General features: G+C 69.0%; 9 protein-coding genes and 1 pseudogene. 8 read left to right on the forward strand and 2 right to left on the reverse strand.

Translation table 11 applies throughout. The features are described 5' to 3' along the window. Window positions 1-385: 385 nt before the first annotated feature. The 8 genes from ACIQCZ_RS06930 (at window position 386) to ACIQCZ_RS06965 (ending at window position 12,599) form a co-directional block, all read left to right on the forward strand. A complete protein-coding gene (locus ACIQCZ_RS06930; protein ID WP_351073509.1) occupies window positions 386-1,282 on the forward strand; it encodes an FAD binding domain-containing protein in 897 nt (298 codons plus the stop codon). Continuing rightward, the gene (locus tag ACIQCZ_RS06935; RefSeq protein ID WP_402280345.1) at window positions 1,279-3,522 is read left to right on the forward strand and encodes a 2Fe-2S iron-sulfur cluster-binding protein; all 2,244 of its coding nucleotides are present in this window, start codon (window positions 1,279-1,281) and stop codon (window positions 3,520-3,522) included. Before ACIQCZ_RS06930 ends, ACIQCZ_RS06935 begins: the two co-directional genes overlap by 4 nt. Next, window positions 3,519-5,855: a xanthine dehydrogenase family protein molybdopterin-binding subunit gene (locus tag ACIQCZ_RS06940; RefSeq protein ID WP_402280347.1), complete on the forward strand. Its 2,337-nt coding sequence runs from the start codon at window positions 3,519-3,521 to the stop codon at window positions 5,853-5,855. Before ACIQCZ_RS06935 ends, ACIQCZ_RS06940 begins: the two co-directional genes overlap by 4 nt. A gap of 203 nt (window positions 5,856-6,058) precedes the next feature. Continuing rightward, window positions 6,059-6,538 carry a hypothetical protein gene (locus ACIQCZ_RS06945; RefSeq protein WP_402280348.1) on the forward strand — a complete coding sequence of 160 codons (480 nt, stop codon included), beginning with the start codon at window positions 6,059-6,061 and terminating at the stop codon, window positions 6,536-6,538. Between the two features lie 45 nt (window positions 6,539-6,583). Further along, window positions 6,584-8,023 (forward strand): WXG100 family type VII secretion target, encoded by a 1,440-nt coding sequence (locus ACIQCZ_RS06950; RefSeq protein ID WP_402280350.1) that lies wholly within the window; start codon window positions 6,584-6,586, stop codon window positions 8,021-8,023. Window positions 8,024-8,051: 28 nt separating this feature from the next. Continuing rightward, window positions 8,052-9,413: a type VII secretion-associated serine protease mycosin gene (gene mycP / locus ACIQCZ_RS06955; protein ID WP_402280352.1), complete on the forward strand. Its 1,362-nt coding sequence runs from the start codon at window positions 8,052-8,054 to the stop codon at window positions 9,411-9,413. Between the two features lie 160 nt (window positions 9,414-9,573). Then, window positions 9,574-11,010, forward strand: a complete 1,437-nt coding sequence (locus tag ACIQCZ_RS06960) for a S8 family serine peptidase (RefSeq protein WP_402281244.1) — start codon at window positions 9,574-9,576, stop codon at window positions 11,008-11,010. Window positions 11,011-11,414: 404 nt separating this feature from the next. Then, entirely contained in the window at window positions 11,415-12,599 is a 1,185-nt protein-coding gene (locus ACIQCZ_RS06965; RefSeq protein WP_402280353.1) for a S8 family serine peptidase, read from the forward strand. A gap of 4 nt (window positions 12,600-12,603) precedes the next feature. Here the strand turns inward: ACIQCZ_RS06965 and ACIQCZ_RS06970 are convergent. Then, window positions 12,604-13,587 (reverse strand): annotated as a pseudogene (locus ACIQCZ_RS06970) (serine/threonine-protein kinase); the annotation flags it as partial. An 84-nt stretch (window positions 13,588-13,671) separates the two neighbouring features. Beyond that, a complete protein-coding gene (locus tag ACIQCZ_RS06975; RefSeq protein ID WP_402280355.1) occupies window positions 13,672-15,894 on the reverse strand; it encodes a PQQ-binding-like beta-propeller repeat protein in 2,223 nt (740 codons plus the stop codon). Window position 15,895 lies beyond the last annotated feature (1 nt).

The following is a 15,895-nucleotide window of genomic DNA, read 5'->3' on the forward strand; positions in this document are numbered from 1 at the left end:
GCCGCCACAAGCAGGTCTCACCGGAACACCCGTACCCGTATGCGCCGCCACGGGTAGGTCTCACCGGAGCACCCGCACCCGTACCCGTACGCGCCCCGCCGATACGCCGCACCGGTCCGCGCCTCCGGTGGAACGCGCCCTGTCGGAACGGAGCCGCCCGAGTGCGAACGACCCGTGGGGGCCCGCCGGGAAGCGGCGATTCACACTCCGCACGGAAGCGGGGCGAATCGGGATCAACCCCCAGGTCGGGGACGGATATGCCCTTCGTGGACCCTCGCGTCGGTCCGATCGGAAGATGTGCCAGAGTTGCCACGTCCAGGCTTTGAGCACGTACCGTACGGCGATACAAGCCGGACAGCCGGGACACCGGGAAGGGGCAGCTGGGTTGACCACGCACGCACCGCAGGCGACGCAGTCGGTGACGCTGCCGGCCTCGCTCGACGAGGCCGTGGCGGCACTCGGCGCCATGCCCGCCGCCGTTCCTGTGGCAGGCGGAACAGACCTGATGTCGGCCGTCAACAAGGGGCTGTTGCGCCCCTCGGGACTGGTCGGCCTGGGCCGGATCAGTGAGCTGCGCGGCTGGCACTACCAGGACGGCCACGCCCTGCTCGGTGCCGGACTCACCCACGCACGCATGGGGCGGCCGGACTTCGCCGCCCTCATCCCCGCTCTGGCCGCGTCCGCGCGCGCCGCGGGCCCGCCCCAGATCCGTAACGCCGGAACGCTCGGCGGGAACATCGCCACCGCCGCCCCGACCGGTGACGCCCTGCCGGTGCTCGCCGCTCTGGAGGCCGAACTCGTCATCGTGGGCCCGGGAGGCTCCCGCCGCGAGATCCCGGTCTCGCACCTGCTGGCCGGCCGCGACATGCTCGAACCCGCCGAACTGATCGGCTTCGTCCGCGTACCGCTGCTGCACGCCCCCCAGGTCTTCCTGAAGGCCACCGGCCGCACCGGTCCCGGCCGCGCCACCGCGTCCGTCGCGATCGTCCTGGACCCGGCCCGGCGCGGGGTGCGCTGCGCGGTCGGCGCCATCGCGCCGATGCCGCTGCGCCCGTTGGAGGCCGAACGCTGGATCGCCTCACTGATCGACTGGGACGGCGAACGGGGCCTGGCCCCCGACGCGCTGGCCGCCTTCGGCGAGTACGTCGCCGCGGCCTGCATCCCGGACCAGGCACCGCCTGCCGACGGGGGAGAGGCACCACCGCTGCCCCCCGCCGTACTGCATCTGCGGCGTACCGTCGCCGCGCTGGCCCGACGCGCGCTGGGGAGGGCACTGTCGTGAGCAACGAGGAACACAACGAACAGCACGGGCAGCGGGAGCAGCCGCAGCACGGGGGCTGGCAGCCGACGCCGCAGGGCGGCGAGTACGACGCCGAGGCGACCGCCTTCGTCCACCTGCCGCCGGAGGACCTGGCGAACATCCCGCTGGCCGCGCCCGGCCACGGCTACGTACCGCCGATGATCGTGCCGCTGACACCCGCGGCCGGACTCGACCCGGCGGCCACGGGCAGTTGGGTCGTACAGCCACAGGGCCGCCAGGAGCGGGGTACGGGAGCGGAGCAGCCGGAACCCGGCGCAGTGCACTGGCCGGACCCGAACCAGCAGCCGCAGTACGGGTACGGGTACCCGCAGCAGGAGCAGTACCCGGGAACGCAGGCCGCGACCGGCCAGTGGAACTTCACCGAGTCCGCGCAGGCCGCCGGATCCACGGAGTTCGGCGGGCACGCCGACCACGCGGCCCATGTCGACCAGGGCGGTCATGTCGACCACGGTGGCCACACCGGACATGGCGGCCACGCCGACCACGGTGGTCACGCCGACCACGGTGGTCACATCGACCACGGTGGTGTGGTCGGCCACGGTGACCACAGCGGCCATGGTGGTGCGATCGGCCACGGTGATCAGGGTGGTCCGGTCGGCCATGGCGGCCATGGCGGCCATGGCGGCCACGGTGGTCCGGTCGGTCACGGCGGTTCGGCTGGGCATGGCGGTTCGGCTGGTCACATCAATCACGCCGACCACACGGGTCAGTCCGGACACGCCGACCACACGGGCCAGTCCGGCCACACCGGTCAGTGGACGATTCCGGTCGCGGACGGCGACCTCCCGGAGGAGTCGGGCGAGTTCGCGGCCTCGGCCCTGGCCTCCCAGTGGTACGCGGACCGGACTCCTCCGGCCACGTTGCCGGGCGGTGCTCCCGCACCGTGGGCGACACAGCAGCCGGTCGCGGAGCCCGAGGCCGGGCCCGAGCCCGCGGTGGAGCCGGCCCCCGGCGCGGACATCGAGCCGCAGCACGCGCCGGAAGCCGATTCCGCACCCGATGCGCAGCTTTCCACGACGCCTTCCGCAGCATCCCCGGAGACCGCACCCGCATCTCCTCCCACGACGCACACGGCGTCTTCCGTGGCGTCCTCCGCGACGTCTTCCGTGGCGTACGGAGAGTCCCCGCAGGTCCCCGAGGCGGCATCGGAGACACCGGTCACCGCCGCGCAGGACGGCCCCGCGCCCGCTGCCGGAGACACTCCCGCTCTCGGAGTCGACCTCACGCAGGTCCCCGCCGCTCCGGCGGTCGACGGTCGGCCCGAGCAGCGCCCGGCCGAGCCGCCGACCGGCGCGGTGCCCGACTCCGAGCCGGGTACGACAGCCGACACGGACTCCGGCACGCCCCTGGGCGGCACCCCGGGAGAGGCATCACTGCCGGAGGCCCCACCGCTCGAAGCGCAGACCTCCGAAGCCCATCCCGCCGAAGCCCATCCCATCGAAGCCCGCTCCCCTGAAGAGCTGATCTCCGAAGCTCGGTCCCACGAGGCCGAGCCGCCCGGAACCGAACCCGTCGAAGCTCAGCTCCCGGAAGCCCAGCTCCTCGAAGCCCATCCCGCCGAAGCCCAACCTGCCGAAGCCCAGCCCCTCGACGTCCCCAGCGAGCACCCCGCCACCTCCTACGTCCTGCACGTGAACGGCGCCGACCGCCCCGTCACCGACGCCTGGATCGGCGAATCGTTGCTCTACGTGCTGCGTGAGCGCCTCGGCCTCGCCGGTGCCAAGGACGGCTGCTCGCAGGGTGAGTGCGGCGCCTGCAACGTCCAGGTGGACGGCCGTCTGGTCGCCTCCTGCCTGGTCCCGGCGGCGACCACGGCCGGGAGCGAGGTCCGTACGGTCGAAGGCCTGGCCGTCGACGGTGAGCCGTCCGACGTCCAGCGCGCCCTCGCCAAATGCGGTGCCGTCCAGTGCGGTTTCTGCATCCCCGGTATGGCCATGACCATCCACGACCTCCTGGAGGGCAACCACGCCCCCAGCGAACTGGAGACGCGTCAGGCACTCTGCGGCAACCTCTGCCGCTGCTCCGGCTACCGGGGCGTCCTCGACGCCGTGAACGAGGTCATCGCAGACCGCGAGGCCGACGCCGGACCCGCCTCGTCGGACTCTCCGTCCCCGGAGTCCGACGAGGCCCGTATTCCGCATCAGGCCGCCGCCAGCGCCGGTGGTGTCCAGCCGCACTCGCAGGACGGAGGCATGGCGTGAGCAACGACGCAGCCACCGCTGCCAACGCGACCAGCACACGGATCACCGCCCCATCGGTCGAGGGTCCCGACACCGAGCCGCCCGCACTCGGCCTCGGCGTCTCCCTCCCGCCCGCCGACGCGCGCGCCAAGACCGAGGGCACCTTCCCCTACGCCGCCGACCTCTGGGCCGAGGGCCTGCTCTGGGCGGCCGTCCTCCGCTCCCCGCACCCGCACGCCCGCATCCTGTCCATCGACACCTCGGGCGCTGCCGAGATGCCGGGGGTACGGGCCGTCATCACGCATGCGGACGTCCCGGGGGAGAGCGCGTACGGACGCAGGGTCGTCGACCGTCCGGTCTTCGCCTCCGACCTGGTCCGCCACCACGGCGAGCCGATCGCCGCGGTCGCCGCCGACCACCCCGACACGGCCCGGCTCGCCGCCGCGGCCATCGCCGTCGAGTACGAGGTCCTGGAACCGGTCACCGACCCGGAGAAGGCGTTCGAGGCCGAACCGCTGCACCCCGACGGCAATCTGATCCGCCACATCCCGCTGTGCTACGGCGACCCGGAGGTCACCGGCGAGGTCATCGTCGAGGGCCTGTACCGCATCGGCCGTCAGGACCCGGCCCCGATCGGCGCCGAGGCCGGACTCGCCGTGCCCCGGCCCGACGGCGGCGTGGAGATCTACACGGCCTCCACCGACCCGCACACCGACCGCGATCTCGCCGCCGCCTGCTTCGGCCTGGAACCGGACCGGGTGAAGGTCGTCGTCACCGGTGTTCCCGGCGCGACCGGCGACCGCGAGGACCCCGGCTTCCAGCTCCCGCTGGGCCTGCTGGCCCTGCGCACCGGCTGCCCGGTCAAACTGGCCGCCACCCGCGAGGAGTCCTTCCTCGGCCACGCCCACCGCCACCCGACGCTCCTGCGCTACCGCCACCACGCGGACGCCGAGGGCCGGCTGGTCAAGGTCGAGGCGCAGATCCTGCTCGACGCGGGCGCGTACGCCGATGCCTCGTCCGAGTCGCTGGCCGCGGCGGTCGCGTTCGCCTGTGGCCCGTACGTCGTCCCGCACGCCTTCATCGAGGGCTGGGCGGTCCGTACGAACAACCCGCCGTCCGGCCATGTACGCGGCGAGGGCGCGATGCAGGTCTGCGCGGCTTACGAGGGCCAGATGGACAAGCTGGCCGCCAAACTCGGCATCGATCCGGCCGAGTTGCGCCTGCGCAACGTCCTGTCCACCGGCGACATCCTCCCCACCGGCCAGACGGTGACCTGTCCCGCACCGGTCTCCGAACTCCTCACCTCCGTACGCGACTTCCCCCTCCCCGCCCTTCCCAAGGACGCCCCGGAGGACGACTGGCTGCTCCCCGGCGGCCCGGAGGGCGCGGGTGAGCCCGGCGCGGTGCGCCGGGGCGTCGGCTATGCGCTGGGCATGGTCCACATGCTCGGAGCGGAGGGCGCCGACGAGGTCTCCACGGCCACCGTCAGGGTTCACGACGGCGTCGCCACGGTCATCTGCGCCGCGGTGGAGACGGGCCAGGGCTTCTCGACCCTCGCCCGCCAGGTGGTCCAGGAGACGCTGGGCATCGAAGAGGTCCATGTGGCGTCCGTCGACACCGACCAGCCCCCTGCGGGCCCCGCCACGCACGGTCGCCACACCTGGGTCTCGGCCGGAGCCGTGGAACGTGCCGCCAAGATGGTCCGTACGCAGCTTCTCCAGCCCCTGGCCCACAAGTTCGGCATGTCCACGGAACTGCTGCAGATCGCGGGCGGCAAGATCACCTCCTACGACGGGGTGCTGTCCACGACCGTCACGGAAGCGATGGACGGCAAGGAACTCTGGGCCACCGCCCAGTGCCGCCCCCACCCGACCGAACCCCTGGACGAGTCCGGCCAGGGCGACGCGTTCGTCGGCCTCGCCTTCTGCGCGATCCGCGCGGTGGTGGACGTGGACATCGAACTCGGCTCGGTCCGGGTCGTGGAGATGGCGGTCGCCCAAGACGTCGGCCGGATCCTCAACCCGTCCCAACTGGCCACCCGTATCGAGGCGGGCATCACCCAGGGCATCGGCGCCGCCCTCACCGAGAACCTCCGCAGCGCTCGCGGCCTGATCCGTCACCCCGACCTCACCGGCTACGCACTGCCGACCGCCCTGGACGCGCCGGACATTCGCATCGTCAAACTCATCGAAGAACGAGACGTGGTCGCCCCCTTCGGCGCCAAGCCCGCCTCCGCGATCCCCGTGGTGACCTCCCCCGCCGCGGTGGCCGCAGCGGTACGAGCCGCCACCGGCCGCCCGATCAACCGCCTACCGATCCGCCCCCAGGCGGCGGTGGCGGCGCCCAAGTCCTGAGCCCTGCACGGTTGGCGTGATCCGATGCGATCCGGGTTGCAGGTGCAACCCGGAGATGCACACTGTCACCGTGGCTGGCTAAGGTGAACCCCGAGGCTGAAGTCGAAGCGTCAATCGACTGTTGCTAAACGGGGGAGGTTGCTGTGGGACAGAGTGATCCGGGGGCGGAGTCTTCGGCGTATTCGTTGGGTGTGCTGGGTGGCATGGGGGCCATCGGCGCAGTGGCCCAGAACGCCGTGGGCGAACTGGTCACCGAACTGACGTCGTTCACGAAGTTCCGCGACCGCATCGATGAACTCCTGCGCGACCTCAAGGCTTCTCCGGCAGACACGAAGAAGCTGGGCGAAGTCACCATCGGTGACACTCAGTTCGGCGACCCCGCGTGGGCAGAGGCATCCGGCTTGCACGCCTCGTACAAGAAGGTCGTCACGGAGCTGGAAACCCTCTCGAAGCTGCTGTCGGATTCTATAGAGGGTCTGAGCATCGCGGTCCTTGCGTCGCACAAGGGCTACGAGAATGTTGACGACGACATTCGCGACCGCATGCTCGCGATCAAGAGCCACACGCAGGAGCACTACGACGGGGTGTACAACCCGGTCCCCGAGGAGGGGAAGCCTGCCGGTGGGCAGTCGGCGGTTGCGAAGCCGACGGAAGGCGACACGGCGGGCGTCGCGGGCACCTGATGACCGCGATCATTGGTTCGGCACCGGTAAAAGCGGGGGTGTGAGATGGGTACGACATCGTTCGATGGCATGCCGCACGAGAAGATGAGTGCGTGGCTGGAGAAAGCTAACAGCGGGGCTGTTCAGGCCGCGGCTGACCGCTTGTTGAGCGCGGCGACCGAGATCGACAGGATCGGCGAAGAGCTGAAGATCCGTCCGCAGATCGTGGACTGGAAGGGTGCCGGAGCGAACTCGTTCCGCACCTGGAGCGCCGACCTGGCCAACGCCACCTTGCGTCTGGGCCTGTACAGCAGGGAGGCGTCGAAGCGACTCGGCGAAGCCGCTGAGGCGATCGTTTCAGCCAAGGCAGCAGCACCTCAGCCCGAGCCAGGTGCGGAGGCGACCCTGAAGGCGGCTCTCTCGGCACGGAACGACCCGGACGCGTCAGCACTCGCGACGAAGTTGGGTGCGGAGAAGGACGCGATGGCCAGGGAGATGACGAAGCTCTCTCAGGCGTACAACCAGTCGGTGGATGGAATCGGCGCCCTGAAGAAGCCGGAATTTCCGCCGCCGCCGAAGGTGATCGCGCCGGACCCGGTGACGGGACGCGACCACGCCGATGGCTATGTCTCTGATGGGGGGGCGGCAGCGGGCGCCGCCGGTGCGATGCCCCGGAATGTTTCGACGCCCGGAGCTGGCTACGAATCGCCTGGTGGGGCGGCAGCACCCTCAACTGCGCACTCAAGCGTGACCGCTCCCGTAGGCGGTACTGTGTCGCGCCCGGTGGACATGGAGATCGATGGTGTCGCGACGCCGCCCAAGCCCGCACCGAATCCTTCCGTGCACCAGCCAGAAGTGCCGGGCCTGGCTAAGCCCGATGGCGGCCTGCCTGTAACGCCTGCCGTTCTGCCGCCGAGCATCGGTGGCAGAACCACGGTGCAGGCTCCGTCGACGAATGCGGGCGGCAGGGCAACAGGTATCTCTCGTCCACCGATGCCTTCGGCCACAGGGAACCCGGTGGCAGGACCCATGGGGAGGCCGTCCCGGGACACCGGAATCGTGGGTGGCCGTCCGGCCGCTCAGACATCTGGGCGTCCCGCGGGGGGCCTTCCTCGCGGCACTGTGATCGGCAGCGAGGGCACTCACGCCGGTCGCGGAGTGATGGGACACGGCGCCGGGATGGGCGGGGCCGGGGGTGGCGGCCAGAGCGGGATCGTCGGCGGTCGCCGATTGGCGGGCGAGACAGGGGGCATCGTGGGGGGTCGCCCCCAGCAGCCCGGTCGCGCGGGCACACGCCCCTTTACGCCCGGTGGCACCGGTCTGGTGCGGGGTACGGCAATGGGCGACGGCAGCCGAGGAGTTGGACAGGTAGGTCGCGGGGCTTCCCATAGTCCGAGAGCCGGAGACCCAAGCGGTGATGAGCGGGAACGTCCGGATTACCTCGTCGAGAATGAGGAAACCTGGCAGCAGGGTGACCGACGGGTTGTCCCGCCGGTGATCGACTGAGTAGCAGAAACCAGAAAAAGGGAATCGGATGCTTACCAGCAGTGCAGCGGCCATCCGTCGTGGAATTGCCGTCTCGTCCGCAACGGTGCTGCTGCTGGTGGGCGCCAGTCCTGCGTACTCGGACTCTGTCCGTTCGGACCAGTGGTACCTGGATGCGATGCAGGCTGAGCGGATGTGGGAATTGAGCACGGGGGAGAACGTCACCGTAGCTGTTATCGATTCGGGCGTGGACGCATCCATCCCAGATCTTCAGGGGCGGGTCCTCAAGGGATTGGATCTGGCGAAGGATTCCCCGGGAGATGAGCGCACGGACTACGATAATCACGGGACTGGGATGGCGAGCATCATCGCCGGAACCAGAAATGTACGTGGTGGTTCTTTCGGGCTCGCTCCGGGAGTAAAAATCCTGCCGATTCGCCTGAGGGATACAGCCGGTAAGGTGAATGGGGCGACAGGAAACAAATATTTCAATGAAGACTTGTCTGTGGCGATTCGCTTTGCGGTCGACCACGGTGCAAAAGTTATCAATGCTTCGATTGGTAAGGATGCGGGGTCGCGACAGCTCACAGATTCTGTGAAATATGCCTTGGATAAAGGCGCGCTCATTTTCGCGGCTGTGGGGAATAGTGCTGATGAAGGAAACCTGATCGAGTATCCTGCCGGGACCCCGGGGGTCGTCGGCGTGGGGGCGATTGGGAAGGACCTGCACAAGGCGGATTTCTCTCAGTACGGCCCGCAGGTCGATCTCTCTGCCCCAGGCGTGGACATGGTGCACGGTTGCAGCGGGGGCACGAGACTATGCAAGACCAGTGGCACCAGCGATGCCACAGCCGTCGTTTCCGCTTCCGCCGCGCTGATCTGGTCCAAGCACCCGGACTGGACCAATAACCAGGTATTGCGGGTCCTGCTCAACACAGTCGGCGCTCCGACCAGTGGCGCACTACGCAACGACTACGTTGGATACGGGGTCGTCCGCCCCCGTATCGCTCTGAAGACCCCCGGCGACCCCGGCCCAGCCGATGTCTACCCGCTCCCCGATCTTGCCGCAGCGGCGTCGCCGGCTCCCGCCGCCGAGCCGTCCAAAGCCGGCAACAGCGCCGAGGAAAGCGACAAGCCCGCTGCTGCTCCTCCGATAGCTGACGACCAGAGCAACAACACCGCACTCTGGATCGGCCTGGGCGTCCTCGTGGCGGCTCTTGCCGGTGCTGTGGTGACCTTCGTCGTCATCCGCTCCCGTCGCCGCCGGGCTACGGCCTCGGCCCCGCCGTCGTACCAGCCGCCGTCCGCCTATCAGCAGCCGTCGTACGCGCCCTACGCTCCGCCGCCGGGCGGCCCAGAAACCAACTCGCCCTACGGTGGCGCTCCGAACCAGGGCGGCCCCACCAGGTGAACTCGTTCCGTCCCGCCTGCGAGCGAGGCATGCCCATCAGTGCAGCGGCCATCCGTCGTGGAACCGTCGTATCCGCGGTAGCGGCGTCCTTGCTGGTGGGCGCCAGCCCTGCCCTGTGTCCGCGGACTCTGTTCGTGCGAAGCAGTGGCACCTGGACGTGATGCAGGCCGACCAGATATGGGCGTCGAGTACGGGAGGAAACAATACCGTCGCCGTTATTGATTCAGGTGTCGATGCGTCAACCCCTGATCTCCGAGGGCGTGTACTTAAAGGGAAAGATCTGGCGGCCGACTCTCCAGGTGATGAGTACACCAATTACGACAATCATGGGACCGGGATGGCTGACCTCGTCGCCGGGGCGGGCGATTCCGGAGATGGGGGGAGGCGCCTTTTGTTAGCGCCTTCAATTGAAATTCTCCCCATTCGCGTGAGGGATAACTTCGGAAAAGCCAATGGGGCGACAGGGGGTGAAAATGAGCGGGTTGACTATGACGGTCACGGGACATCCATGGCTGGCCTGATTGCAGGAACGGGAAAATCGGGTGGAGGTGATGGTGCCTTCGGGCTCGCTCCGGGAGCTAAGATCTTACCCATTCGGCTGAGGGGCGATACGGGAAAGGTTAATGGTGTAACCGGGAGTGTGAACTTCAGCGAAGATGTTTCCGCTGGTATTCGCTTTGCGGCGGATAATGGTGCCAAGGTTATTAATATTTCGCAAGGCGATGAAGCTGGCTCGCGGGAGCTTTCGGAGGCGGTAAAGTATGCCATTGGAAAGGGGTCTCTAGTTTTTGCTGCAGTCGGAAACAGTGGAAACAAAGAGAACGGTCTGGAGTATCCCGCGGCGACCCCTGGTGTCATTGGCGTCGGGGCGCTTGATAAGAAGATAAAAAAGACTGAAGAATCCCAGCATGGTGCTCAGGTAGACCTCTCGGCGCCAGGTATCGATATGGTCCACGCGTGTACAGGCGGAACGCAGTTGTGCAACTCTCACGGGACTAGTGACGCCACTGCCATCGCCTCCGCCTCCGCCGCTCTCATCTGGTCCAAGCACCCTGACTGGACTAACAATCAGGTTCTCCGCGTCATGCTGAACACGGCCGGCGGCCCGACCAGCGGTGCCAAGCGCAATGACTACGTCGGCTACGGCTGTATCCGTCCCCGCATCGCCCTGAAGACCCCGGGCGACCCGGGGCCGGCCGACGTGTACCCGCTTCCCGATCTCGCAGCGGCCGAGAGCCCCAGCCCTTCCGCCAAACCTTCCAAGGCGACCGGAAGTTCAAAGAACGCTGACAAAACCGCCGCCGGAGCCCCGGCCTCCGGCAACAGCACCGGCCTCTGGATCGGTCTCGGTATCGGCGCAGCCGCCCTCATCGGCGTAGCGGTGGCCGCCTTCACCATCCGCTCCCACCGCAGCAAGTCCGCCGCCGCAGCCGCGCCGCTCGCGTACCCCCACCAACCTCCGTACCCCAACCTGTACCAGCAGGCCCGGCCGCGGCATCAGCCCACACCCCCGGCCTTCGGCCCTCCTCCTTCCGCTCCTCCCGGCGCCAACTCGTCCTGCGGGGGCACTTCGTACGGTGAAGGGCCGACCGGCTGAGCCCGCGTTCGGGCGAGGGTGATGAGACCTGGCATCAGGGCGGTCGACGGGTTGTTCCGCGGGTCTTTGACTGATCAGCAGAGCACTCACGAAGGATTCGGATGCGCATCAGAAGCAGGAGACTTACACGACGCCGAACCATGATGTCGGCCGTGTTGGACCTACTGCTGGTGGGTGGCGCCGCTGGGCCTGCGTCTGTCGACTCTGCGCGGCGCCGGTGCAGTACCCGCAGCCTCATGAACCGCGTCCCACGTGTATGGCTTCTCTGCCGCACGTACGGGCCTCCAGGGCAGGGGGCTGACGTGCAAGAGCGCGAGGGGTTTCTGAAAGAGTTGGGAGCGAAACCGAGGGAGGGGCGGTGTATGCGCAGCAGGGGCAGGCGACCAAGGCGTCATCGAGCGGGTATGCCAGCCGTGTTGGCGCTGTTGATGGTCGGCGGCGTGGCCGCACCCGCGCAAGCGGACACCGTCTTCTCCCAGCAGTGGCACCTCGATGCTATGAAGGCCAAGGAGATGTGGCGGACCAGCACGGGGGAGGGTGTCACGGTCGGCCTCGTCGACACCCGGGTGCGTGAGGTTCCCGAACTTGCCGGTCAGTTGCTGCCGGGCAAGAACTTCGCACGGGCCGAGGCCGAGGAGCAGAACGAACACGGTACGACGACGGCCGCCCTGATCGTCGGCACCGGGAAACGGGCCGACGGCGGGGAGGGCGCTTTTGGACTCGCTCCCGGAGCCAAGGTTCTTCCCCTGGTGATACCGGACGGTCAGGGGGCCGGTAGCACTGCTGAACGTGATAGGGCTGTCAGCAGGGGCATGGCCCCGGCGATCCGGTATGCGGCAGATTCCGAGGCGAAGATCATCAGCGTGTCGTTCGGCGTCACCAAGGCCGACGCGTCGGTGCGGGAAGCCGTGGAGTACGCCCGGAGCAAAGGGAAACTGATCTTTGCGGCGGTCGGTGACTCCTCGACGGACGAGCCGCCGGTGAAGTACCCGGCCGCGGACATCGGAGTCGTCGGCGTCACCGGTATCGACAAGAACGTGAAGGCGATCAAGAAGGCTGGCATCGGGATCACGGTGGATTTCAGCGCCCCCGGCGAGGACGTGATCAGCGCTTGTGCCGACCGGGCAGGGCTGTGCAGGAACCGAGGCACGGCTGTGGCCACCGCCCTCGCTTCCGCGTCCGCCGCCCTGATCTGGGCGAAACACCCCGAGTGGACGGCCGAACAGGTCGTGCGCGTGCTGGTGAACACGGCCGGTGGCCCCACCAGCGGGGCGATGCGCAACGACTACATCGGTTTCGGCGCTGTCCGCCCCCGGATCGCGTTGGAGACGCCGGGCGAGCCGGGCCCGGCGGACCGGGATCCCATCCCCGACTATCGCACGGCGTCGCCCACTCCGTCAGGGCCGTCGCCCACGAAGAAGGAGCCCGACAAGGCGGGCGCCGATGCTGTGGCAGCCGCTATGGACGGAGGGCACAGCGGGCCCTTCTGGGCCGCGCTCGCGGTGTGCGCGTTCGGGGTGCTTTGCGTCGGCGTCACAGGCCCGTTGCTGCTGGCCGACCGGCGCCGCATGCGGCTCAATCGTCCTTGAGCCGCCACGCGGCCGTGCCGCCACCGACGGCGAGTACGGCTCCTCCGGCGGCGAGCGTTGTCAGGAGCTTGCGGCGGGTGCGACTCATCGGTTCGGGCCGGGTGGCGGGAAGCAGGCGGCCGGCCTCACTCTCGTACCGCCCGATCAGGGGCGCCAGGCCGCCCTGTCGCCAGACCTTCTTCGCTCGGCGTGGGGGCGTGAGCGCCTGGGCGATCCGTTCCGGTCCGGGACGGAGTCCGGGCTCCTTGGCGAGGCAGGGAGCGATGAGGGCGTGCAGTGGCTCGGGGATGTGTGACAACTGGGCGGCGCCGTGTACGACTTCGTACTGGACGGCTGCGACATGCTCGCCCGTGAAGGCGCGTTGGCCGCTTGCGGCGTACACCAGCACAGCACCCAGGGAGAAGACATCGGCGGCCGGGCCCACCCGGTGGCCGAGCACCTGCTCGGGCGCACCGTATCCGGGTGTGACGGGAATCTGCCCCGTGGTCGTCAGGGTGAGACCGTGTTCCGGGCGCGCGATGCCGAAGTCGATGACGCGGGGTCCGTCCGAAGTCAGCACGATGTTCGCCGGCTTGAGGTCGCGGTGCACGAGACCGGCGGCATGGATGTCGTGCAGGGCGCGGGCCAGGGCCGAGGCCAGGACGTACACGGTCGTGCCGTCGAGCGGGCCATGGGAGGCGACTGCCTCCTCCAGGTTGGGGCCGGCCAGGAACTCACTGGCGATCCATGGGCGCCCGCCCTCGACCTGCGCGTCCAGCACCCGGGCCACACCCTCGCCGGTGACGGATCGCGCGGTCTGCGCCTCGCGGACGAAGCGCTGCGCGAGCTGCTGGTCGTGCGACAGCTCGGGCCGGAGCGATTTCACCGCGGCGCGGCGGCCGTTGCCGTCCTGCCCGAAGTAGACCTTGCCCATCCCGCCCTCGCCGAGCACACCGAACAGACGGTAGGGGCCGAGCCGGAGCGGGTCTCCAGTGCCGAGCGGTTTCATGGGAGAAAGGTCCTTCTCACGAGGCGGCCGTCGTGACCGTGCGGGCCGGAGGAAGCGTTGTTAGGGCGGGGTGGTCCGGTGTCATCAGTCGAGGCGCAGGGCCTCCACCGTGTTGAGGCCGACACCGACGAGCCTGTTCTTGTCTGCCATGTACACGAAGTTGCGGATCTTCGTATCCATCGTCTGCGCGTACTTCTGTGTGCTCAGGTCGACCGCGCCCAGCCCGATACCGGCCTCGTAGTAGAGATGGGTGCGGCCGAGGACAGGGGGTGAGTCCGTGGCAGGGCCGATGTTGGGCGGAGCCGGCGCCTCCCAGAAGAGCGCACCGCGTTCCGCGTCCACCGCGACGATTGCGCGGTCCCCCTCGGCCACGTACACGAGACCGCCCTGTGCCGCAGGTGGCCCGTAGCCGTCTCCGCCGTCCGAGGGCGCCCCGTGGTTACGGCCGAACTCCCACGCCACCGTGCCGTCGGACAGGTTGATGGCCTGAAGCGAGGCTGCTCCGATGTACAGATGGGTGTCGTCGGTGGCGAGTTGATCGCCGGTGTTCACGGGGGAGGGGCTGCTGCCGGACCTGGTCGGCAGGGTCCGCCGCCACAGCAACGTGCCCGAACGGGTGTCGTACGCGCTGAGTACGAGGTCGTCCAGCATCTGCCCCACGATGAGCCGGTGTCCGACAGCCTTGGCGTAGGCCTTGGAGTAGTGGCGTCCTGCCCTCGCCCTCTTGAGGGGCGCGCGCCAGCGTACCTTCCCCGAGGTGGTGTCCATGGCTTGCAACTTCCAGTGGTACACATCCGATGCCTCGTCCGAGGCCGCTAGGTAGAGGGTTCCGGCGGACGCGTGGAGCAAATGGGCGCCGCCTGTTTCGGCCGGCACGTCGAAGTCGGTCAGCGGGGCGAGGGAACGGGCGGGCCGGCCGGTGGCCGGATCGAGGGTGACGACGGAGCGTTCCTCCTTTGATTCACCGACGATCCAGTAGAGCCGGATGCCGTCCGTGATGACCTCGGAGTCGAACCACATCGGACCGTACGCCCAGAGGTCCCGACCGTCGGCCGGGTCCAGGCCGCGCAGTCTGGATTGGTCGCGCAGAGTGATCACCTGGTCTGTGCATGCGGGTGGTATCACGCTGTCGGCCGTGGACGAATCGTTTGTCCACAGAACGCGCCACGGCCCCTCCACCGCACGGGCCGATGACCGGGCCGCGGGCCGTGTCGCCGCCCCGGACGGCGTAGCCGCACCGCCCGCAGCGGTCTCCGGCTTCTCTCCGGACCCACCCGCCCGCAGCCACAGCCCCGCGCCCGTGAGAGCCAGCCCCGCCGCCCCCGAAAGGAACAAGAGCCTGCGGCGGGACGTGCCGGTACGCGGAGACGCCGTCACGCCCTGACCCGTGGCGGGTTCCTTCGGTGCCGCCGGAAGGCGCTCGGGCCTGAACTGCCAGACCTCCGCCGCGCGACGGGCGATCTCCGCAAGGAAGGCGTGGGGCAGGTGATCCGCGAACTGGCCGTGTCCGTCGTGGAGTGCGGCGGCCAGCTCCTGCGTGGTCGGGCGCAGGGACGGGTCCTTCGTGAGGCACCGGGCGAGGAGCGGGGCCAGCGCTGTCGGTACGCCGGTCAGGTCCGGGTCTGCGTAACGGACCCGGTAGAGCAGATCGGCCGCCTGCCCGCCGCCGAAGGGGCCGTGGCCCGTGGCGGCGAAGGCGAGGACACCGGCTAGTGCGAAGACGTCACCGGCCGACGTGTGTTCCTGGTCGGTCGCCTGTTCCGGGGACATGAAGGCGGGTGTGCCGGCGGCTGCTCCCACGCGGGTGAGGCGGTCGTCGCCGATCGCTCGGGCGATACCGAAGTCGATGACCTTCGGGCCGTAGGCGCTGAGCATGACGTTGGACGGCTTCAGGTCACGATGCACCACCTCCGAGCTGTGCAGCTGACCGAGCGCGCCGCACAGAGCCGCTCCTACCGCACGCACCGCAGCCTCCGGAAGCGGACCGCAACGGGAGACCGCCTCGTCCAAGGGCGGGCCGAGGACGTACTCCGTGGCCAACCAGGGTGTTTCGGCAAGCGGGTCCGCATCGAACACCCGGGCGCCGTGCAGACCTCCGATGACGCGGGCGGCGTCCACTTCGAGATGGAAGCGGGTACGGAAGGTGGCGTCAGCGGCGATGTGCGCGTGGACGGTCTTGAGCGCCACCGTGCGACCGCCCGGCGAGCGTGCCAGATAGACCGTGCCCATACCGCCGCTGCCGAGCCGGGCTGCCAGCCGGTAGGAACCGATGCGGTGTGGATCGTCGTGGAGGAGGGGCTTGAGCACG

Origin of the sequence: Streptomyces sp. NPDC093149 (genome assembly GCF_044754145.1) — a bacterium.
In the GTDB taxonomy this organism is placed as follows: Bacteria; Actinomycetota; Actinomycetes; order Streptomycetales; family Streptomycetaceae; genus Streptomyces.